The 22971-nt window shown below is 69.1% G+C and carries 9 protein-coding genes and 1 pseudogene; 7 read left to right on the forward strand and 3 right to left on the reverse strand.

Features of this window, described 5'->3' with window-relative positions; translation table 11 throughout:
- A pseudogene (locus AC16DP_RS48690) lies at window positions 1-229 on the reverse strand (serine/threonine protein kinase); the annotation flags it as partial.
- Window positions 230-475: 246 nt separating this feature from the next.
- Between AC16DP_RS48690 and AC16DP_RS48695 the strand changes: the two are divergent.
- Complete coding sequence (locus AC16DP_RS48695) at window positions 476-1252, forward strand: hypothetical protein (RefSeq protein WP_329734597.1); 777 nt, start codon at window positions 476-478, stop codon at window positions 1250-1252.
- Between the two features lie 1843 nt (window positions 1253-3095).
- Window positions 3096-4793 (forward strand): serine/threonine-protein kinase, encoded by a 1698-nt coding sequence (locus AC16DP_RS48700; RefSeq protein ID WP_329734603.1) that lies wholly within the window; start codon window positions 3096-3098, stop codon window positions 4791-4793.
- 199 nt (window positions 4794-4992) lie between these two features.
- Here AC16DP_RS48700 and AC16DP_RS48705 read toward each other — a convergent pair whose 3' ends face one another.
- Together AC16DP_RS48705 and AC16DP_RS48710 are read right to left on the reverse strand one after the other, a co-directional pair.
- Complete coding sequence (locus tag AC16DP_RS48705) at window positions 4993-5727, reverse strand: hypothetical protein (protein WP_329734596.1); 735 nt, start codon at window positions 5725-5727, stop codon at window positions 4993-4995.
- A gap of 559 nt (window positions 5728-6286) precedes the next feature.
- Window positions 6287-6430: a hypothetical protein gene (locus AC16DP_RS48710; protein ID WP_329734595.1), complete on the reverse strand. Its 144-nt coding sequence runs from the start codon at window positions 6428-6430 to the stop codon at window positions 6287-6289.
- Window positions 6431-6613: 183 nt separating this feature from the next.
- Between AC16DP_RS48710 and AC16DP_RS48715 the strand changes: the two genes are divergently transcribed.
- From AC16DP_RS48715 to pbpC, 5 genes are all read left to right on the forward strand, one after another.
- Complete coding sequence (locus AC16DP_RS48715; protein ID WP_329734594.1) at window positions 6614-7630, forward strand: zinc-binding alcohol dehydrogenase family protein; 1017 nt, start codon at window positions 6614-6616, stop codon at window positions 7628-7630.
- 80 nt (window positions 7631-7710) lie between these two features.
- A complete protein-coding gene (locus tag AC16DP_RS48720) occupies window positions 7711-9414 on the forward strand; it encodes a phosphatidylinositol-specific phospholipase C domain-containing protein (RefSeq protein ID WP_329734593.1) in 1704 nt (567 codons plus the stop codon).
- Between the two features lie 163 nt (window positions 9415-9577).
- Window positions 9578-14851 carry a hypothetical protein gene (locus AC16DP_RS48725; protein WP_329734592.1) on the forward strand — a complete coding sequence of 1758 codons (5274 nt, stop codon included), beginning with the start codon at window positions 9578-9580 and terminating at the stop codon, window positions 14849-14851.
- Window positions 14851-20601, forward strand: a complete 5751-nt coding sequence (locus AC16DP_RS48730; RefSeq protein WP_329734602.1) for an alpha-2-macroglobulin — start codon at window positions 14851-14853, stop codon at window positions 20599-20601. Before AC16DP_RS48725 ends, AC16DP_RS48730 begins: the two co-directional genes overlap by 1 nt.
- Entirely contained in the window at window positions 20591-22951 is a 2361-nt protein-coding gene (gene pbpC, locus AC16DP_RS48735) for a penicillin-binding protein 1C (RefSeq protein WP_329734591.1), read from the forward strand. The genes AC16DP_RS48730 and pbpC overlap by 11 nt, the downstream gene beginning before the upstream one ends.
- Window positions 22952-22971 lie beyond the last annotated feature (20 nt).

Consider the following 22971-nt stretch of genomic DNA (forward strand, 5'->3'; position numbering starts at 1 on the left):
AGGTCACCACGTTGGGGTGCCGCACCAGGCGCAGCGCGGCGGCTTCCCGGTCACCTCGAGGGTGGAGGGCCACCAGCTTGACGGCGTAGGGCTTTCCGCTCCGCCTCGCGCGGTACACGGTGCCGAAACTGCCGGAGGCGATCGTCCCCTCCACGGTGAAGCCGGCCACCTGAGTGCCAGGAGTGAGCTCGGGCACTGCCCCCCACAACGGATTGCCTTCGTCGAACATACGGCGTCCCTCCAGAAGCCGCGGACACTACCAGAGAGAGAAGCGGGCAGGCCCTGACCTCGGGGGTTGGGGATGCGGCGTCCGGGTCCTCGGGGCGCTCAGCCGGGCAGCACAGCCGGTGTGCGGCTCATGATCGGCTTCCGCTACCCATCCATTTCCGCGGACCCCACCGCACAGGGTAGGCCACGCTGTTGACTTCCCAGGTGGTCCTTCAGACGGCACACGAAGTCTGGTCATTTGGAGTGTGTGAATTCCTCCCTCCATCGCATCTCCTTCGCCATTGCGCTCGCTGTCGCGCTGGCATGCCTTCCCACCGCATCTCGTGCCCAGGAGCAGTCCGAGCGCTACATCGCCGCTGGCGAGCGCCTGTATGAGTCTCTCGAGTACGAGCGTGCCCTGGCACAGTTCGCCCAGGCCCGGCGCCTTCCCAGGAGCCTTGTCCAGGATGTGCGCATCGCGCTCTTCGAGGGGCTCATCCTTTCGGATATGGGAATGCACGAGGAGGCAGTGGCCGCATTCAAGTCGGCCCTGTTGCTGGAGCCGGAAGCCTCGCTGCCCGCGCCCGCTTCACCTCAACTGACGCGAGAGTTCGAGGGAATTCGCAAGGAGGTGCGCGAGGAATTGGCCGCTCGCCAACGCAAACAGCAGGAGGCATCCACCCCGGCCGGTCCCACCGTTCTCCTCCCGTCCGGCGCCCCGCCACAAGCGCGCCCGTCCTGGTTGAACACGCGAGTGTCCCTGGGCAGGGTGTCCGTTCCCACGCCCACGCTCGTGCTGCTCGGCAGCGGCGCGATTGCGGGCGGGGTGGGCGGCATCTTCGGGCTGCAGAGCCGCGCACAGGTCCAGGCCACCCGCGAGGCGGCTTTTCGCGACGAGATGGTGGCCCGGCATGGTGAGGCAGTGAGTTCCGCGCGCGTGGCCAACCTGCTCTTCGGTGCCGCCGGGCTCCTGGGTACTGGCGCCGCCATCAACTGGTTGCTTTCCGGTACCGGCATGGACTCCCAAGCGAAGGGGGAGCAGTGATGATGAGGGCGAAGATGTGGAAGTTGGCGGTCTTGACCAGCCTGGGTCTGGCGGCGTGCCTGGTTCCCGCGCTCGAGGAGTTCGATCAGGAGAAGCCTCGCGGCTGTAATACCGAACACCCCTGTCTGTCGGGCTTCGCCTGCGTGGAGGGTCATTGCCAGCCCGAGGAGGGCACGGCATGTCAGCCGGGCTCGACGGCCGCTTGCGGACTGGAGGCCGGCGAGTGCCAGCCGGGCGTCCGGACCTGTGGTGATGAGGGCACCTACGGCCCCTGCGTGGGCGCTTCGTTGCCCACCACCGAGGTGTGCAATGGCAAGGACGATGACTGTAATGGCAGCACGGACGAGCAGTTGTCCTGCGCAGATGCGGGTGACCTTTGCGCGGCATGCGCCACGGAGGGACGCACGTGCGTGGACGGCACATGCGGAAGCTGCCTGGAGGGATACTTCGCGGAGGGCTCCCGGTGCCTTCCCAAGCGAGCCCTCGGAGAGTCCTGTGCCGAGAACGCCCATTGCGGCTCTGGTTTCTGCGTGGATGGCTCCTGCTGTGACCAGGCCTGTACGGGTCCGTGTGAGCGCTGCGATGTGACCCGGGGCACCTGCTCGGCAGCGGAAGACGGAAACGCGGGCGATCCGCTTTGTGCCCCCTACCTCTGTGATGGAACCGGCGGGGCCTGCCCCATCCGATGTGCGGCGAACGAGGACTGTGCTGCTGGTGTCCTGTGCGTCAACAACCGCTGCGGAGACAAGCTGCCACTCGGCGCGGCCTGCACCGTGTCGGGCCAGTGTTCTTCAGGTCATTGTGTCGATGGCAATTGCTGTGGCGCTGCCGCCTGCGACAGCCCGCCGGGGCCTTGCTACCAGACGGCGGGCACCTGCTCGAATGGGGAGTGCAGCTACACCCCCAGGCCGGCAGGAACGTCCTGCGATGACAGCAACCCCGGAACCATCAACGACGTATGCAACAACTCCGGAGTGTGCGCGGGGACGGTGCCGGTATGCAACACCCCACCCAACACCCAGTGCTACAACTCCACCGGCTCCTGGGATGGAGCCAAGTGTGTGTACACGCTCAAGGCAGCGGGTAGCAGTTGCAGTGACGGCAACGCCTGCACCACGGGTGACGTTTGCAACGCATCCGGCACCTGCGGCGGCAGCCCGGTAGTGTGCAACAGCGCTCCAAGCCAGTGCCATGAGCCCACCGGCACATGCAGCGGTGGCACATGCAGTCACGCCCTCAAACCCTCGGGCACCTCCTGTAATGACGGCAACGGCTGCACCACGGGTGACGTGTGCAACAGTTTCGGCACCTGCGGCGGCAGTCCGGTAGTGTGCAACACCGCTCCGAGTCAGTGCCATGAGCCCACCGGCACATGCAGCGCTGGTACATGCATTCACGCCCTCAAACCCTCGGGCACCTCCTGCAATGACGGCAACGCCTGTACAGCGGGTGACGTGTGCAAAAGTTTCGGCACCTGCGGAGGTAGCACGGTGACTTGTCCGAATAGAGACTCGGAATGCCTGATCAGCAGGGGATGTCATGCCTCATTGGGCTGCGTCTATGACAACAAGTGCACGAGTCTCCAATACTGCAATGGTTACGGACAATGTTGCTCAAAACCCCTATCCATTAATAACGCCTCCAGCATGCCTCCGTCCTGTCCGTTGTATTAGTTGGTAGAAACACTGCAGGAGGGGAGGCGCTTGGATTGGGGCCGGGCGAAAACCGAATCGGTGCACCGCCTGACTCAGCCAGGGCACGTTCAGCACGCGGTGGACGCACGGGCTCGATGAAAGACGTGCGTCCGCGTTGATTCTCGGTCACGCGACAGGAGAGGGCTTTGCTGCGCATCGGTAGGTACCAACTCGTCAGCAAACTCGCCACGGGGGGCATGGCCGAGGTGTACCTCGCCAGGTCCGCCGGTCCCATGGGCTTCGAGAAGACGCTCGTGCTCAAGCGCATCCTCCCGCACCTGGCCGAGGATGCCCATTTCGTGGAGATGTTCCTGGCCGAGGCGACGCTGGCCGCGCAGCTCGGGCACCCCAACATCGTGCAGATCTTCGATTTTGGTGAGTGCGATGGGTTCTATTACCTGGCGATGGAGTACATCGACGGGCCCAACCTGCGCACCCTGTCCAAGCGTGCGCGGGCGGCGGGGATGGTTCTGCCACCGGCCTTCTGCGCCAGGATCATCGCCTCGGCGTGCGAAGGCCTGGCCTACGCCCATGACTTCGCGGACCCGAGGACCGGCGAGCCTTTGGGCCTCATCCACCGCGACATCAGCCCGGACAACATCCTGCTGTCCCGCCAGGGTGCGGTGAAGGTGGTGGACTTCGGCATCGCCAAGGCCATCAACCAGAGCCACAAGACCCAGACGGGCTTCATCAAGGGAAAGATCGCCTACATGCCGCCGGAGCAACTCCAGGTCCGGCTGCTCGACCGGCGCGTGGATGTCTACGCGCTCGGCATCGTCCTGTACGAAATGCTCACCGGCCAGAAGCCCTTCGATGCCACCACCGATGTGAGCATGATGCAGGCCATCGTGTCCGAGCCCATCGTGCCCGCGGTGTCGCGCCGGCCGGACCTGCCACGGGCCCTGGGAGACATCCTCGACAAGGCGCTCTCCAAGGCACGTGAGCACCGCTACCCGGATTGCCGCGCCTTTCAGGCGGAGTTGGAGCACTTCATCCACTCCAGTGGCGAGCCGGTAGGCGCCTACCAACTGTCGCGGCTCGTGGCCCGGTTGCCTGAAGAGAAGACGGGGCAGGTGCACCCGCCTCGTCCCGGGAGTGGTCCCACCCGCCGCTCAGGTAGCGACACACACCAGGCCAGCGACATGACGAGACTGGCCAGGAACGAGTCGGACACAGGCGCCGCGAAGTCGGATGCGCCCACCCTTGTTTCGTCCAGCAGCCACGCCACGGTCGTCGCCGAGGCGGAGGATCCTGTTCCGCCCTCGCGTCGCACGGGCAGAAGGAGTGCATTGGCCGGTCTCGCGCTCTTCACGTTGGCCGGCGGGGTTCTGCTCTTGCGCGACCCTGGTTCCACCCCGAGCGCAGCACCCGCCGGGGCCGTTGCGACCACGCCCGCCATCCAACAGCCTCCAACCGTGCCTCCACCTGCGACGGCAGTGCTCGCCGAGAACGAACAGCCCGCTCCCCAGCCTCCCATCCCCGCCGCGCATTCCGAGGCCCAGACCGCGAAGGAAGGGCCAGCAGTGCGCGCCAAAGCCGAGGGGAAAACGGCCAGGGGAAAGCGCGGGATCCAACCTGCACCGGTCGAGGCAGGCACGCTGGAACCTCCACCCTCTTCACCTGGGACGGGCATCCTGGAGTTCCGCATCCGCCCCTACGCGACCATCTACCTCGATGGCAGGCAGTTGGGTCCCACGCCGGTGCCTCCTGTCGAGGTCGAGGCAGGAACCCACACCGTCCGACTCATCAACCGGGAAGCGGGCAAGGATGTTGTCCGAACCATCGACATCCGGGCGGGTCAGTCCTTCACCTTCAAGTACAACCTCCTCGAGGCGGAGCAGCGCTGAAGAGCCGAAGAGGGCCGCCACCTCCCCCCCTCCTCCCCATTTTCAACCCCCCCATGCGTCGGAGGCACGGCGCTCCAGCCGAGGTTGAGGGCGGGGCTGTTGGATTCGTACAAGCTGAAGCTCATTCAGGCGGCATGTTTGGCCATCCCACTCCGCTTGGACGGGGGTACGGGGCCAGGGCGAGGCCGCCCGGCACCCGTCATTCATTCCGGAACCACTCCGCTGGGATGCCGAGGGCCGCGAGAATCCGCTCGGGCGAGCGCTCGCCCTTGACCTCACTGAGAACAGGGAACGGCGGAAACTCCTCAGACGGTTGTGCGAACTGCCCAATGCACGCTCCTCCTTGGAGCACATTGACAAAGAACGTATCCAAGTCCGGTGAGGCAACAACTCCATACACGCGCACATGCGGAAAATGCTCCGATACCGTAAGGTCAGCGCAACCCATGTCGCGCGTTCCGCTGGCGATGAGGAGCCCTCGCGGTGTGTCTTCGAGGCGATAATGCCCCGGGGGAAGTGTCGCGCCAGCATCTTCCTCGAGCGCGCGGTGCGCCTCCTGTGCGCGAACTCCTTCCGCCAATGCGACCGTCTGAAGCGGCTTTCTCGCGGGCAACTCTGACGTGTTCGCGTTTCCTGGCAGCGGACAACCTAGAGACGCCGCCAGGGCTGCTGGAGACTCCTCCAGGACATCGGGCGTGCCGTTTCTCCACGACATGACGGTCCAGGGGTCGTTGGCGCGCTCGATTGAGTACACGGGCTCATCACCTTCGAGCGACAGTGTCTTGGCGATCTGAATCTCAGCGCCTACGTCAATGGGGTTTGTCCCTACGAGGGCGTGGTAGCGGCCACTTCCCAGGCTCAACTCAAAGGGCGGCCCTTCTTCGTCCTCCTCATGTTCATCCAAGCCTAATGCGTCGAAGGCGCGTTTCTTCATCCAGGATGGATCGCCCGGGGCCAGGACCGCCCAGAGAGGCCACCGGTTCATTGCGCACCTCCGGACAAGTTCTCGGGTAGCTTGAACGCAGCGCGCAATTGCTTCGTCTCGTCCAGTATTTGGGCCTCCTCCAACTTGATGATTCGTGTGCCCCGCGTGTTTCTCTGTAGGAATCTGGCCAACTTGAACATGGTCGGCTCACTCAGGTTGCCTGTGATGACGAGAAATGGTTGTCCTCGAGGTGTTTTTGCTGCATCGGCAAGTTGGTTGAGGAGGTGTTGAAGCTGATCTACATGCTGCACCTCCACACCTGTACGAGTTGGAAAGGGACACGTGCTGCGCTCGGCCGGGGGTGCTCCTGCCTGGGAGCGCCAGCGCCACGAGGAATGTGGGAGGCTGTCCCCGTCAGGGTGCTTCCGGGCGACGAGTGCGTAGTCCTTCGCCATTCGGGCCGCCCCTTGAAACGACAACCGCCCAAGAAGATTACCCGGGCGACTGACTGAAGAGGACCCCATTTTCAGGACCACCCCCTTCACGGAGTGCACCCGGTGCTGGTGGGTCAATGGAAGAAGCAGCTGCTGGAGAGAGCGGCCGCGGCCTTCACCTCGGAGGCGATCGTCCCCTCCACGGTGAAGCCGGCTACCTCCGTGCCAGGAGTGAGCTCGGGCACTGCCCCCCACAACGGATTGCCTTCGTCGAGCATACGGCGTCCCTCCGGAAGGCGCGGACACTGCCAGAGAGAAGAGGGCGCAGGCCCTGACCTCGGGGGTTGGGGATAAGAGGGCCGCCACCTTCCCCACCCGCCGAGCAGGAAGGCCTACCGCGCTCGCGTGACATTCCGGCACTCCGTGGACTGATTTTCCATCTCGACACGAGGGGAGAATCCATGAAGGCCGTTGCCCTGAAGCGCTACCTGCCCAGTTCCCATCCCGAGTCCCTGCTCGACGTGGAATTACCGGACCCGGTCCCCCAGGGAAGGGACCTGCTCGTCCGCGTCCACGCCATCTCCGTCAACCCCGTGGATGTGAAGGTCCGCGCGCCCAAGGACAAGACCGAGTCCTCGCCGCGCGTGCTCGGCTGGGATGCCTCGGGCGTCGTGGAGGCCACCGGGCCGGACGTGAAGCTCTTCAAACGCGGGGACGCCGTCTACTACGCGGGCAGCCTCGTGCGCCCGGGCTGTGACAGCGAGCTGCACCTGGTGGACGAGCGCATCGTCGGTCCCAAGCCGAAGTCGCTCGATGACGCCCAGGCGGCCGCCCTGCCCCTCACCTCCCTCACCGCCTACGAGGCTTTCTTCGACCGCTGCGCCATCGACCCGGGTGGCAGGCACTCGGGCCGCACGCTCCTCCTCATCAACGGCGCGGGCGGGGTGGGCTCCATCGCCATCCAGCTCGCCAGACTGGCGGGGTTGCGCGTCATCGCCACCGCCTCCCGCCCCGAGTCCCAACAGTGGTGCCGCGACATGGGCGCCCACCACGTCATCAACCACCGCGAGAACATCCCCCAGCAGCTCGCGGGCCTGGACATCCCCGAGGTCGACTACGTCTTCAACACCGTCGACACCGCGGGCTACTGGGACACCATGTGCGACGTCATCAAGCCCTTCGGCCGCATGGTCTCCATCGTCGAGTCCAGCCAGCCCCTCGACCTGAGCCGGCTCATGGGCAAGAGCGTGAGCTTCTCGTGGGAGCTCATGTTCACCCGCTCGCGCTTCCAGACACCCGACATGGAGGAGCAGCACCGCGCCCTGAAACAGGTGGTCGAATGGATCGACACCGGCCGCCTCCGCACGACGCTCACCGAGACGCTCTCCCCCATCAACGCCTCCAACCTCCGCGCGGCCCACGCCCGGCTCGAGTCCGGGAAGATGGTGGGCAAGCTCGTCCTCGCCGGCTGGCGCTGACACCCACTTTTATAGCTTTACACGTTTCTCCAGGATGAGCCCGTGCTAGGCCATGCGCGGGACCCCCTCCTGGAGAACGCATGATGCCGCTGCACAATCCCTCCCTGATTCGACGTGGTGTGCTGGCCCTCCTCCTGGCCCTGCTCCTGCCGGCGCCCTTCGCCGCCGCGCATGGCCGGTATTTCAACGACGCGACGAGCATTCCCACACAGCATCCCAACTGGATGCGCTGGGTGCCGGACAGCACCCGGGTGTCCGCGCTCTCGCTGCCGGGCACGCATGACACCATGGCCGATGAGACGGAGTGGTACGTCACCGTCTTCGAACGCGCGTGGATCCTCACCCAGGGCCTGAATCTGCGTCCGCAGCTCGACGCGGGCGTGCGTGCCGTGGACATCCGCGCCCGCCACATCGGAGACCGCTTCACCATCCATCATGGTGCGTACTACCTGATGACCCACTTCGATGACGTGCTGGCCACCACGGTGCAGTTCCTCAAGGACAACCCCACCGAGACCGTATTGATGCGCGTCAAGAAGGAGCACACCGAGGAGAACACCACCCGCTCCTTCGCCGCGACGTTCGAGTGGTATCGCGATCAGCCCGCCTACAATCCCTACATCTGGCGGGGCACGTACGTGCCAACGCTGAGCGAGGTGCGCGGGAAGATCGTCATCCTCGACGACTTCGAGGGCGGTGACCACGGCATCAACTGGGGCAGCATCCGCCTGCAGGACGCGTGGGAGGAGACCAACACCACCAACAAGTGGAACCTGGTGCGCAACCACCTCGTGGCGGCCAACACGGGCGACCTCAACGCGCTGTACGTCAACTTCCTGAGCGCCTCGGGCGCCGGGGGAACGCCCGCGGGGATCGCGGATGACGTCAACGAGCAGTCCCTCCACTACCTGATGGGCGCCAACGTGCAGCGCACGGGCGTGATGATGATGGACTTCCCGGGCGCGGGGCTCATCGACGCCATCATCGCCCACAACTTCCGTCTGGCCACGAACGCGGCCTCCCTCGGCGCGGACTTCACCACGGCCTTCAACAACATCTCCTACGGCTGGCACGCCGATGGTGATGACAAGGCGAGGGATCGGGTCATCGAGGCGAGGACGTTCCTGGACCACAAGCTGCCGGGCATGTACTGGCACGTGATCGTCTCGGGCACCCCGGGAGGCGACAACTGGGGCTACTCCGCGACGCACTACGGACTGTACCGGCACTCGGATTGGGTGGATGGCTACAGCCACGTGGCGTTCAACACCCTGTCGAGCGACAGCGCGGTCAGCGAGAGCTTCCTGGCGAGCTATGTCGACGGCCAGCTCGGAAGCCTGAGTGGCACCGCGGAGAACCGGGCGGCGCAGCTGGCCTCCCGCGTGCGGGCCCGCTTCCCCTTCCAGTACTGGACCGTCCTGGTCAAGCGCACGCCCGGGGGCTTCGACAACTGGGCCTACACCTGGTGGGGCGCGCACTACATGCGCTGGTACGGGGACTATGCGTACGCGGTGTGGGGCTACGGCGCCCAGGCCGGCGTGTACCTCTACGAGCACGTGGGGTACCAGGGCGACGTCATCCACCTCACGGGGCCCACCTACGAGCTGAGCAGCCGGGGCTTCAACGACCGCGCGTCCTCCGTGCGCCTCATCGGCAACTACCGGGCGAACCTCTGGCAGCACGACAACTGGGGCGGCTCGGGGCTGTACGTCACGCAGAACATCGACAACCTGGGCACCCAGTGGAATGACCAGGCGTCCTCACTCGAGGTGTGGCGCTACTGAGCGGGCGCTGACGCGGGCCCTCGGCCACGCCCGCGTGGGCCCGCGGACACACCCGGGGTGAAGCGAGGGGCCAGGGGAGCGCCTATGGGGTGGCCCGCCGATTGCTGGTATGAGAGGGCCGCCCGGCCGCACCCCTCGTGCGGCACCTCTCCCAGAGGGCCTCATGCTCCTCTCACCCCTGTCCCTGACCCTCCTGCTGCTCAACGCCGTCAGCCTCTCGCCCGCCTCCGTGCCGGCGAAGGGCAACCAGGAGGCACTCGTCACGCTCGACCGCGCCTCGCGGGTCGTCATCACCGCGCGCACGCCCTCCGGCACCGCCTGCGAGATCGTCGATCAGGTGCGCGGCCCCTTCGCCCAGAGCGGCTCCGCGGGAAGCGCCAACTGTGAGTTGGACCTCCTGCTGGACTCGGGCACCTACAAGCTGCGCCTGACGTCGCGAACGAAGGGCAAGGGCACCCAGGGCAAGGTGGACCTCAAGGCGGTGGCCTACACCGAGGACAACGCCCAGCCCGTGCTGCTGACGCCCGAGCGCGAGGTGCGCCAGGTGCTCGCCCCGCGCCACCAGGCCTCCTTCTGGTTGAAGCTGGACAAGCGCCAGCCCGTCACCCTGCGGGTCTCCGGCCGCACCGCCGGGGATGTGCGGCTGTGGCGCAACGGCGCGTGGCTGGAGCCCGTCGAGGTGAAGGACGCCTCCACGCAGCCGCGCGCGGGGCAGCCCCAGTACGAGTGGTGGATGGAGACCACGCTCGACCCGGGCACCTATCTGCTCACCACCTACGGCACGTCCCCGAAGCAGTGGACCGAGGGCCAGGAGGACAACAGCCTCTCGGTGGCCTACGGCTTCCCGAAGGCGCCCACGGAGCGCTCGCTGAGCGTCACCCTGCCGCCCTGGGGCATGACGGCGGTGGAGCTGCCCTCGGGGCCCTCCGCCGTCTTCCTGTCGCGGGACAGCGGCGGACAGTCCTCCAGCCGCGTGAGCCTCCACGGGATATCCGCTGACGGCGCCAGCAACGTCACCGGGGGCTCGGAGGGGGGCTGCCAGATTCAGGGCAAGGCGCTCGTCCCGCAGTGCAGCGTGATGGTGGGAGGCACGGACGCGAGCCGTCACGTGGCCATCCTCCGGGGTGAGCCCGGGACGCGGCTGACGCTGCAGTGGGCGCGCCTGCCGACGCGCGATCGCTACCTGGACGGCACCTACAGCCAGGGCGGGATGACGCCATACTTCGAGGCGCCCTCCACCGGCGAGTTCCTGGTGGGCCTGCACGAGGTGCCCCTGGATCCGGACAGCGCGCCCCTGGGGTGCATGCTGGAGACGACGTACGGCCGGGACTGGGGCCTCCTGGAGTTCGACGGTCCCGAGGTGGGCCGCGAGCGCGCCTTCCGCCGGGCCTTCAACTACAACGGCTCGAACGCCACCGTCTGGTTCCGGGTGACGAGCTCCGGGCGCTACGTCTTCTCCACCAGCGGAGACCGCAAGAGCCGCTGCGAGCTGTACCAGGTGGATGGCGCCCGGCGCATCCGCATCACCGAGACGAACCCCTCGGGGCAAACGTGCCGCATCACCCACACGGCCGGAGCCGGGGTGTACGAGCTGAAGCTGTACGGCGGCACCGAGGGCATCGAGCGGCTCACGCTGGCTCCCGAGGGCCGCGAGCCCCAGCAGGACACGCCCACCCGCACCGCGTGCCTCATGAAGGGCGTGAAGCTGCAGAAGGATTACCTCTACCGCATCGTCGCCAACCGGAGCACGGGCGGCTCCCTGCGGGGCCTCGTGCTGCGTCCGCTGCCGCTCGCCCTCAACGAGCCCCTGCCGGTGGTGCTCGATGGTCCACAGCCGCTCGAGCTGCCCCTGGTCTCGGGAGGCGCCGTCGAGGTGCGCGCCTCCGGGGGCGAGCCCTTCACGTGCGCCCTGGGCAGCACCCGAGTGGAGGCGCGAGAGGGGAGCTGCCAGCTCCCGGGCTCGGGCGGCACGCTCACGCTGTCCCAGCCGGGCGGCGCGCCCCTCAACCTGGTGGTGCACCGGCCCGCTCCGCCGCCTCCGCCTCCGCTGAGCGCGTACTCGCCCATCTTCCCGCCCCTGCCCTCGCTGCGGCCCTCCGAGCCCGCGTGGTTCGACTTCGAGCGCGGACAGTCGCACTCGCTCACCTTCGACGTGAAGAAGGAGGGCCTCTACCACGTGACGACGCAGGGACTGCTGGCCACCGAGTGCAGCATCCGCACGCCGGTGGTGCCCCAGGTGGGCAGCGCCCAGGGCGGAGGGCGCGGGCGCAACTGCCTCGTGTCCACCTACCTGCGGCCCGGCCGCTACCTGCTCACCGCGAGGACGGTGAACCAGAGCAAGGGCCGCGGGGCCGTGCTGCTGGAGCGGCGAGACCTGAAGACGGCCGAGGGCGTGCGCGCCGATGGTGAGGCCTTCTTCCGCGTGGAGGCGGGCGACCTCATCCAACAGAAGCTCACGGTGCCGCGCGGCGCGGACTACACGCTGTCCACCGCCGCGCCAGGTGCACGGCTCCAGTGCCGCCTGGATGACCCCCAGGGCTGGCCGGTGGTGACGGTGCCCACGCCCTGCGAGCAGACGCTGCGGCTGGCCCAGGGCACGTACCTGTGGACGCAGCTGCCGCTCACGGTGGAGTCCATGCGCCGCACCGCGCTGGAGCGCATCCAGCCTCCGGTGGTGCTCAAAGGCAACAAGGCGCACGCCGTGCGCTTCAACCAGTGGTACCGGGCGGACCTCGGCAAGGACGGCAAGGACGAGTTCACCTTCGAGGTGCCGGCGCGCATGGCCGTGTCCTTCACCCTCAGCAACGGCATGCAGGGGCGGCTCTACACCACGGGCGCGGACGGCACGCGCAGGCCCGTGGACGTCATCGCTCCACAGGGCACGTACACGCCCCCGCCGAGCGACATGGAGCCCGCGCCGGAGGGGGAGCCCTCGGAGGCTCCCGAGTATTCGGAGGGCAATCAGAACGCGGAGTACGCCGAGGGAGAAGAGGCGCCCCCGCCGAGCGAGGAGGAGGCAGCTCCGGCCCCGTACGTGGCGCCCGCGCCGGTGCTGCATGCGCCGCCTCCCGATGGCCAGTCCCTCCAGCTCGAGCCCGGCCGCTACACGCTGGTGACCGAGCACAGCCGCGGAGACGTGGCCATCTCCTACACGTTGTACCTGCGCACGGAGGTGCTCGCGCCGCCCATGGTGAAGGACGTGAACGTCCCCGACCGCATGCCGCTGGTGCTGTCCGTGGACGGCACGCTGCGCCTCTTCACGCGTGGCAGCACGGACGTGCGCTGCCGCCTCTTCGACGGCGCGGGCCGGCTCGTGGTGGAGAGCGCGGACCACGGCGCGGACTGGAACTGCGCCATCGCCGAGCCCCTGCCCGCGGGAAGCTACACGCTGGTGCTGGAGAGCCAGACGCAGCAGCCGGGCCCCTCGCGCATCTCGGTGGAGCTGGCCACGGTGTCCGACGCCGGAGTGCTCGCCGAGGGCGGCACGCTGGAGGTGGGCACCGGCGTGGTGCGCGCCTCGCTGCCGCCCGTGCCAGCGGACACGCTGCAACAGGTGGTGCTGCGGGCGAAGTCGGCCTTCTCCTGCGCCCTGGAGGACGAGCGCGGCGCGGTGGTGTCGCGCGGCATGGACGTGCGCGAGTGCCAGCTGCTGCTCGAGCCGGGCACCTCGCCCTGGCGCGTGCGCGTCTGGACGCTCGGCCAGCCCACGAAGGTGAGCACCAGCGTGGCGGCGCGGCCCCTGCGTCCCTTCTCCGGTGGAAGGATTCCGGCGGGCGAGGCCACGAGCGCGCAGCTGCCCAGGCCCGGCCGCTACGAGACGGGCAACGGCGTCTACTGCCTGCCCGCGTCCCGGCAGGGCCCCCTCAACCCGTGCGGCCCCGAGGCCTCGCTGGAGGCCGGTGACTGGGTGTTTGGCGTGCCCGGCGCCACGGCCGAGACGAAGCTCTCCCTCTCCGAGCGCGTGGACACGCTGGAGGAGCCCGAGGAGCAGCGCGCCCCGCTGAGCCAGCACCCCACGCTGCTGCGCCAGCGCTCGAAGAAGGACGCCCTGCACCTGCTGCGCGTGAGCGTGCCCTTCGGAGACCCGGCCTACCCGGCGTGCCGGCTGGACGGAGGCGTGTCACAGCAGCGCGGCTCCGCGTGCTACGCGGCCACCGGCCCTACCACCGAGTCGCTCGCGCGCTGGTGGACGCCCGTGACGGAGAAGGGCGAGGCCACCGTCCAGCGGCTCTCCTTCCCGGTGCCCAACTCGTCCGTGCAGCTGTCGCCCGGCCTGCAGGACCTGACATGGAGCGGCGGGCCCGCCCTCCGCATGGTGATGCCCGGCGAGCCCACGCGCGTGCAGCTCTCCCTCCCCCGGGAGGCGTGGGCCGTGCTGGTGGATGACAAGGGCGCCGCGGTGGACCTGTGCCCGCCCGGCGACACGCTCTCCCGCTGCATCCTGAGCGGCACGGGCGGCGCGGTGTTCCTCTGGTCCCCGGCCGAGTCCCGTGTACAGACGGAGGTGCTCTCGGTGGAGGCGGCCAGGCCGGCCCTGCCCCTCGCGACCCTCTTCGAGGCCACCTCGCGCGTGCCCGGCCAGCAGGTGCTCGCCTTCGGCAGCTCGGAGGCCCCTCGCCAGCTGCGGGTGACGGGCGCGGAGCGGTGCGTGGCCACGCTCGACGACGGGACGCGGCTGGAGGGTTGTGAGCTCCAGGTGCCGACCGGCCGCCGCGGCCAGCTCCTCCTGGAGACGAACCCGGGCGGCGTGCGCGCGGTGCTCGCGGCGCCGGACGGGCTCGGCCTGGCCCTGCTGCCCCCGGCTCCCAAGTCCAAGGTGCCCGAGCTGCCCGCCGCGAAGGCCCTGCGCCTCTCCGGCGAGGCCGTGGAGCGCACCCTCACCGTGCCCGCGGACGCCGTCGTGCACCTCCGGGGTGACTCGGGTGTCTGCGGCCTCGCGCGGGAGAGCAACGTGCTCGTGGTGGCGGGCCTGGATCGCGGCTGCTCGGTGGATCGGCTGCTCACGGCCGGCACCTACCGGCTCGTGGTGCGAGGCTTCGCCCACCAGCCCCTCACCGGCAACGTCACCTGGACGCACGAGCCGGTGAAGGCGCTGACCGAGGGCGTGGCCCAGGCCGAGGGCTGGGTGGCGCCGGGCCAGACGCACTACTTCCGCTTCGACACCGCCTCGGCCGGCCACATCGGCCTGGGGCTGCAAGTGCCCGCCGAGGTGCTCCAGTGCACCGTGCTCGACACCGCCCAGCGCGTGCTCGCCGAGGGCTGCCAGCAATTCCTCGCCCTGGAGAAGGGCACGTACCTGCTCGCCATCCACGCTCCCAACACGCTGGAGCGTCCCCTCCCCTTCAAGCCCGTCCTCGTGGGCCTCGCCGGTGCGAAGACCGGCGTCCCCGAGGAGTACCTGCGCGACTTCTTCCACCGCATCGGAGAGAACCCGTGATGCGCCTCGTGAACTCCCTGCTCTGCCTGCTCCTGGCGCTCGCGGCCGTGCCCGCGCGGGCGCAGGAGTACCGTCCGGCCGATGAGAGCCAGCGCCCCGAGGGCGGGGGGGTGAAGATCCTCCCCGACCAGTTCCTGCGCGGCTTCGACCCGGTCACCGTCTACTTCCCCGACAACGCTGGCCCCGGCAAGCAGAGCGCCGATGATGGCGCGAAGCTGCTCAAGGTGGTGCCCTCGTGGCCCGGCCAGTGGTTCTGGGCGGACCGCAAGACGCTCCAGTTCCGCCCCGCCGAGCCCTGGCCCGCGCTGGCGCGCTTCTCCTTCGAGGCGGGTGGCGCGCGGAAGATTCTCACCACGATGATGTCGGCGCCCTCGGCCATGTCGCCGCAGCCCGACAGCACGGACCTGAGGCCCTTCCGCACCCTCACGCTCACCTTCCCGCAGGCGCTGCCGCTCGAGTCGCTGCGCAAGATGCTCCGGCTGGAGGTGAGGGACCTGCCGGGCCTGGCGGACTCGCCCACGCGGGTGCTGAAGGACTGGACGCTGTCGCAGCTGCCGCGCGGCAGCCAGCGCGAGCAGGCCGTCTACGCCATCACGCTCGAGGAGGACGTGCCCGAGGGCAAGCAGCTGCGCGTCAACGTCAGCCTCGCGCTGGGGGACGAGGACAAGGTGCTGTGGGTGGGGCGGCTGTCCACGCGGCCGGCCTTCCACCTGCAGCAGGTGCAGTGCGGCCGGAGCCAGTTCTCGCTAACGGGCGGGGCCTCCACGCCGAGGGACATGGCGCTCGCGTGCGGCAACCAGGGAGACCTGCCGCAGCTCGTCTTCTCCGCGCCGGTGGAGGGCCTGTCGCTCACCTCGCTCAAGAAGCTGGTGCGGCTGGAGCCCGCGGTGCCGGGCCTGCACTACCAGGCGTACGGCAGCCGCGTGGCGCTGCGGGGCCGGTTCGTCCCGGACACGCTGTACCGCATGCGCATCGGCGCCGCGCCCATCCACGACGACAGCGGCCGGCCCCTGAGAGACCCCGGTGAGCTCCAGGTCTTCTTCCACCTGGACTTCAAGCAGCCCTTCCTGCGCTGGATGCAGGGCACCGCGCTGGTGGAGGCGAAGGGCCCGCGCATGCTGCCGCTGCAGGGCTACGGTGACGCGCGGGCGGACGTGCGCATCTACCGGGTGGATCCGCTGCACCCGGGCCTGTGGCACTTCCCCAACCGGCCCATCGTCGTCAACGAGCAGAGCGCCCCGCCCTTCCCCGGCGAGGAGCCCCAGGTGAGGCCCACGCCCGGCTACATCGGCGAGGACGAGCTGACGGCGCACATCCGCCTGCTGGGCACGCCGCTCGTCTCCAAGCTGGTGGACCTGCCCCTGCCCAAGCGCGGTGGCACCACCACGTTCGGCCTGGACCTGGCGCCCCTGCTGGATCCGGTGGTGGGCAAGGTGAGGCCGGGCACGTACCTCGTGGGCCTGCGGCGGCTCACCGGCGCGCCCGAGCGCGCCTACGTCCGGGTGCAGATCTCCAACCTGTCGCTGAGCACGGTGGAGGAGCGGGACAAGGCCGTCTTCTTCGTGCGCACGCTGGACACGGCGCAGGAGGTCCGTGGCGCGCGCATCGTGCTCGAGGGCCAGCGCCGCGTGCCGGATCCGAAGCACAAGGGCGATTTCATCCAGGAGCCCTTCACGCACGAGCTCACCACGGACGGCACCGGCCGGGCGACGCTCGGCCCCCAGGGAAACTGGGTGCAGCTCCAGCGCGTCTCCGTGCGCAACGGCGAGGACATCCTCGTGTTGGATCCGCGCGAGGCCCCGGCGTCCTTCGCCAACAACCACTGGTCGCCGTCCTCGGGCTGGCTGGAGTGGCTGTCGCAGCAGACGCCGCCGCCGCCGAACGACGGGCTGCGCGGCTTCCTCTTCACCGAGCGCCCCATCTACCGGCCGGGCGAGAAGGTCTACCTCAAGGGCTTCCTGCGCAATGAGGTGGGCGGAGACTTCGTGGCGCCCGAGAACGCGAGCAAGTACTCGCTGCGCGTGGATGGCCCGGGAGATCAGACGTGGAAGCTGCCGCTGAGCTTCACCGCGCTGTATGGCTTCTCCGCCGAGTTCCAGGAGAAGGACGCGCCCACCGGCGAGTACTACGCGGTGCTCGCCGAGGTGCGCACGGGGCAGACGCTCGCGCGCCGGAAGTTCCAGATAGAGGCCTACCGCCTGCCCACCTTCGAGGTGCAGCTGTCCAGCCCCGCCACGGTGCGCCTGGATGCGCCCTTCAAGGTGAAGGCGGTGGCGCGCTACTACGCGGGCGGCAACGTGGCCGGGCAGCCCATCGCGTGGACCGTGACGCGCCGCCCCTACTACTACGTGCCCAAGGGGCGCGAGGGCTTCCTCTTCGCCTCCAGCAACCAGTTCGCCCGGGAGGGACAGAGCCGCGCCCCCGAGGCGATGACGCGCAACGCGACGCTGGACGACAATGGCGCGGACGAGATGAGCGTCAACCCGGCGCTGGACCTGGACGGCTCGGCGCGCATCTACCGCTTCGAGGCCACCGTCACGGGCGCGGACAACCAGCCCGTCTCCGCGGCGCAGGACGTGAAGGCGCTGCCGCCCTTCGTGCTGGGCCTGAAGCTGCCGCGCTACTCGGACAAGCCCTTCACGCTCACGCCGGACATCATCGCCGTGGGCGTCAACGACAAGCTGGTGAAGGGCCAGGAGGTGCTGGTGCGCCTCTACCGGCGCATCTGGCACAGCCAGCTGCGGGAGACGAGCTTCGCCACCGGCGAGGCCCGCTACGTCACCGAGCAGGAGGACGTGAAGCTCGCCGAGAAGACGATCACCACCACGGAGGACAAGCCCGTGTCCCCGGCCTTCGAGCTGAAGGAGGCGGGCGTGTACGTGGTGGAGCTGGTGGCGCGCGACAAGCTGGGGCGCATGCAGACGCTGTCGGCGGACCTGTACGTGGGAGGCCAGACGCCCATCGCGTGGCAGAAGTCGCGCCAGGGCGTGTTCGGGCTCACCCCGGACAAGAACTCGTACAAGCCGGGCGAGACGGCGCGCCTCATCCTCCAGAGCCCCTTCCAGGAGGGCCGCGCGCTGGTGGTGGTGGAGGAGCCGGGCGGCAACACGTACACCTGGCACGACGTGTCCGGCGGCAAGGCGGTGCACGAGCTGGCCATCCGGGCGCAGTACGTGCCGAACATCCCGGTGCACGTGCTGTTGATGCGGGGACGGCTCGGCGAGGGAGACAAGGACGACTCGCGCTACCGGCCGCAGACGCTCGGGGCCTCGGTGGACGTGAAGGTGGAGCCGGTGAGCAACCAGGTGATGGTGGACATCAAGCACCCCGAGACGGCACGCCCCGGCTCCACCATCCCGGTGGAGCTGACGCTCAAGGATGACCAGGGCAAGCCGCTGGCCGGCGAGGTGACACTGTGGCTGGTGGACGAGGCCGTGCTGTCACTCGCGCCGGAGGCGACGCTCAACCCGCTGGACGAGCTCATCAAGGAGAACACGCGCGGCACCACGCTGCGGGACACGCGCAACAGCCTGGTGGGCAAGCTCTTCGAGCAGGAGGAGACGCCCGGCGGCGACGGCAGCGAGGAGGAGCAGCAAGGCGGCGGCAAGCGCGTGGTGCGCAAGAACTTCCAGACGGTGCCGTACTACCAGGCCACGCTGCAGGTGCCGGCGTCCGGCAAGCTGACGGTGCAGGTGCCGTTGTCGGACGACCTCACCAACTTCCGCGTGCGCGCGGTGGCCATCTCCGGGCTGCAGCGCTTCGGGTACAAGCAGACGGTGCTGCGCGTGCGGCTGCCGGTGCTGGTGCAGCCGCAACTGCCGCGCTTCGTGCGCCAGGGAGACCGCTTCTGGGGCGGCGCGGTGGGCCGCGTGGTGGAGGGCAACGGAGGCCCCGGCTCGGTGGAGGTGAAGGTCTCGGGTCCGGCGGACGTGCAGCCGTTGAACCAGAGCGTGGAGCTGCAGGCCAACCGCGCCATGAGCTTCGTCACCCCCATCACCGTGAAGAGCGCGGACGTGTCCGAGCCGCAGTCCCTCAAGGTGCGCGTGGACATCGAGCGCAAGGCGGACAAGGCGGGAGATGCCTTCGAGGTGCAGCTGCCCGTGCTGCCGGACCGCACGGTGGAGCACTTCGCGTACTTCGACACGCTGAACGCGGGCAACGCCACGCTCAAGCCGCTGCCCGAGCCCGCGCGCCCGGGCACCGCGTCGCAGGAGGTGGCCATCACCTCCATCCCCGGCGTGCTGGAGATGATCTCCGGCCTGCAGTACCTGGCCGATTACCCGCACGGCTGCCTCGAGCAGAAGCTGTCGCAGCTCTACCCGGACGTGGCCATGGCCGCGGTGCTGCGAGACCTGGGCGTGCGCACGCCGTTCGGCAAGCAGATCGACAAGAACGTGCAGCGCATGCAGGACGAGATGGCGCTCTACCAGGATGACCAGGGCCTGATGGCCTTCTGGCCGGGAGGGCCGGGCGACGTGCAGGTGACGGCGCTGGCGGTGGAGTTCCTGGACGGCGCGCGGCGCGCGGGCCTGAAGGTGGACGAGAAGCTCCAGACGCGCGCGGTGGAGGCCCTCAAGCGGGTGCTGCGCAGCACCTGGCCGGGCCTGGTGCAGGAGTGGCGCTACAACCAGCAGACGGCGGCGCTGCGGGCCCTCACGCGCGTGGGCGCGCTGGACCAGCACTACCTCGTGGACCTCTTCCAGCTGCGCGAGCGCCTGGACATCCAGAGCCTGGCGGACCTGGCCTCGACCATGCTCGCCCAGCCGTCCATGTACCGCACCAACCTGGATGCGCTGCGCAACGAGCTGTGGGACAGCGTCATCATCAAGCTGAACAAGGGCAAGCCCGTCTTCGAGGGCCTCAAGTGGCGCCGCGACGCGTGGGGCTACTACGGCTACCTCGGCTCGCGGCCCGCCAGCGTGGCGGCCGTCTTCGAGGCACTGATCCGGCTATCCCCGGAGGACGCGCGGCTGGCTCAGCTGCGCGACGCGCTCCTGTCCTACGCGAACGCGGAGACGGGCTTCGGCAGCACCTTCGAGAACCGCCGGGCCATCGGCGCGCTGGCGCTGTACCTGGAGAAGGCGAAGCCCGCGGTGCCGGACACCACGGTGACACTGTCCTCGGGCGGCACGCTCAAGGTGGACAAGAACACGAAGACGGCCCGCACCGAGGTGGCCAGTGACGCACAGCTCTCCGCCACCGTGAAGGGTGGACCCGTGGGCATGCGCGTGGAGACCCGGTACATCCCGGCCACACCGGGAGACAAGGTGACGCCGCTCAAGCAGGGCTTCATCGTCTCGCGCAGCGCCACCTGGCTGCACGCGGACGGCTCCGAGGAGACGCGCTTCGACGACGCCTCGGGCGAGGTGAAGGAGCTGAAGGTGGGCGACATCCTGGAGCTGCACACGCGCATCGTCACCGAGGAGGATCGCGTCCACGTGGCGCTGGTGGTGCCCTTCGCGGCGGGACTCGAGCCGCTCAACCCGGAGCTGGCGAACGCCTCCTCGGACGCGAAGCCGTCGCAGGCGGACTCGCTCCGCCCGGCCTACGTGCAGCGGCTGGACAACGAGGTGCGCTACTACTTCCTGCAGATGCCGCGCGGCACGCACACCTTCCACTTCCGGGTGCGGGCCGCCACCGAGGGCTCCTTCGTGCACCCGGCGCCCTGGGCCGAGCTGATGTACCGCGAGTCCATCCGCGGCCGCGGCGAGGGCCTGCGCATCGTGGTGAAGGGAGAGCATGAGAAGTAGACGGACACGCGGGGCGGTGGTGCTCGCCCTGGTGGTGCTGGTGGCGGGGGCGTGGTTCGCCTCCAGCCTCCAGGACGGGCTGCTTGGCTACGAGCCCTCGCGCCTCGTGCTGGACCGGCGGGGCACGTACCTGGGCGAGGTGCCCGGAACGGGCGGGGAGCTCGGCTACTGGCCGGTGCCCTACGTGCTGCCCGAGCGCATCGTCCAGGCCACGCTCATTACCGAGGACCGGCACTTCTACGAGCACCCGGGTGTGCACCTGCCCTCGGTGGGGCGGGCGCTGGTGCAGAACGTGCGCAACCTGCGCGTCATCTCGGGAGCGTCCACGCTGGCCATGCAGGTGGCGCGGATGCAGACGCCCGGGGAGCGCACGGCGTGGCGCAAGATGCGCGAGGCGGTGGAGGCGCTGCTGCTCGTGCACGGACACGGCCACGAGAAGGTGCTCCGCCAGTACCTGGCCATCGCCCCGTATGGAAACCGGGTGCACGGCGTGGGGCGGGCGGCACGGCTCTACTTCGACAAGCCGGTGGAGGACCTGTCCTGGGCCCAGGCCGCCTTCCTCGCGGGCCTGCCACAGCTCCCCGGGCGGATGAACCCCTACACCGAGGACGGCCTGCGCCGCGCCCGGAAACGCAGCCACCGCATCCTCCGCGCGCTGCACAAGCAGGGCGTACTGTCCCGGGAGGAATTGGAGCAGTCATTGCAGTCGGACCTGGGCCTGGTGCCCCGGCCCCAGCGCATGCCCGAGGCGCTGCACGCGGTGCTGGAGTGGAGCGGACTGGCCAGTGCCCGGGCCGAGCCCATCTCCACGGCCACGTTGGACCTGGAAGTGCAGTCGAAGGTGGCGAACATCCTCCGGCAGAACCTGAACCGGCTGGATGGCGCGGGAGCGGGCAACACCGCGGCGCTGGTGGTGGACACGGAGACGGGCGACATCCTCGCGTACGTGGGCTCGCGGGACTTCTTCAACCAGGAGCACCGGGGAGCCATCGACTTCGTGAAGCAGCGGCGCTCGCCGGGCTCCACGCTCAAGCCCTTCATCTACGGGCTGGCGCTGGAGAAGGGCATCGTCACCGCCGCTACCGAGCTGGCGGATACCCCCATGGACGTGCGGGTGGAGAATGGCCGCTCGTACGTGCCGGAGAACATCAACCACTCCTTCCTGGGGCCCATGCTGCTGCGCGAGGCATTGGGCAATTCACGCAACATCCCCGCCCTGCGCGTGCTGGAGCGGGTGGGCGTGGAGCCGACGCTGCGCTTCCTGGAGAAGGCGGGCGTGGGAGGCATTTCCTACGAGCCGGATCGCTACGGCCTGGGATTGGCGGTGGGCAACCTGCACGTCACGCTGGAGGAGTTGGCGGAGCTGTACCTGGTGCTCGCCCACGAGGGAGAGACGCGCTCGCTGCGGCGCTTCACGGACGAGCCCGTGGCGCCCTCGCGCCGGTTGATGACGCGCGAGTCGGCCCAGCTGGTGCGCCACATCCTCTCGGACCCGCTGGCGCGGCGGCCGTCGTTCCCCGTGGGCAGCGCGTTGGATTACCCCTACGCGGTGGCGGTGAAGACAGGCACCAGCCAGGGCTTCCGTGACGCCTGGGCCATGGCCTTCAGCGACCGGCTGCTCGTGGCCGTGTGGGTGGGCAATCACGACTGGCGCCGGATGAATGGAGTGGGCGGGCTGCACGGCGCGGCCAACGCGGTGCACGAGATCTTCGACGCGGTGATGCCCGGGTGGCGCCCGTACCGGCCGGTGCTGGATTCCTACCCACCGCCCTCGGGGGCGCTGGCCCTGGACGTGTGCCCGCTGTCGGGCCGGCTGGCGGGGCCGGAGTGCCCCCACCGCAAGAGCGAGTGGTTCGTCCCCGGCACGGCCCCGGCGGAGAGCTGCCCCTTCCACGCGAAGGTGCGGCTGGACCGGCGCAACGGACTGCGGGCGAGCCCCACCTGCCCCGAGCGCGAGGTGGTGACGCGGGTGATGCTGGCGCTGCCAGAGGAGTACGAGCAGTGGGCGCGGCGGCAGCACCTGGACATCGCGCCGCTGAGGGAGAGCCCGCTGTGCCCGAGCCGGCCCGAGGAACTGGAACCGAAGGTGGCCATCCGCGAGCCGAGGGGCACGGTGCGGCTGCTGTATGACCCGGACACGCCAGCATCGGCCTCGACGCTGCGGCTGGCGGCGGACGTGACGCCGAGCACGGAGCCCATTGTCTGGATGGTGGATGGTGTGCCGGTAGCGGAGGTGGGCTACCCGCACGAGTTCCGCTGGAGCCTGCGGCCCGGACAGCACGTCATCACCGCGGCCATGGTGCACCGCCCCCAGGTCAGCCAGCCGGTGACGGTGGTGGTGGAGGACTGACGGAGTAGAATCCTTTGCAT

This window comes from Archangium sp., assembly GCF_057119385.1.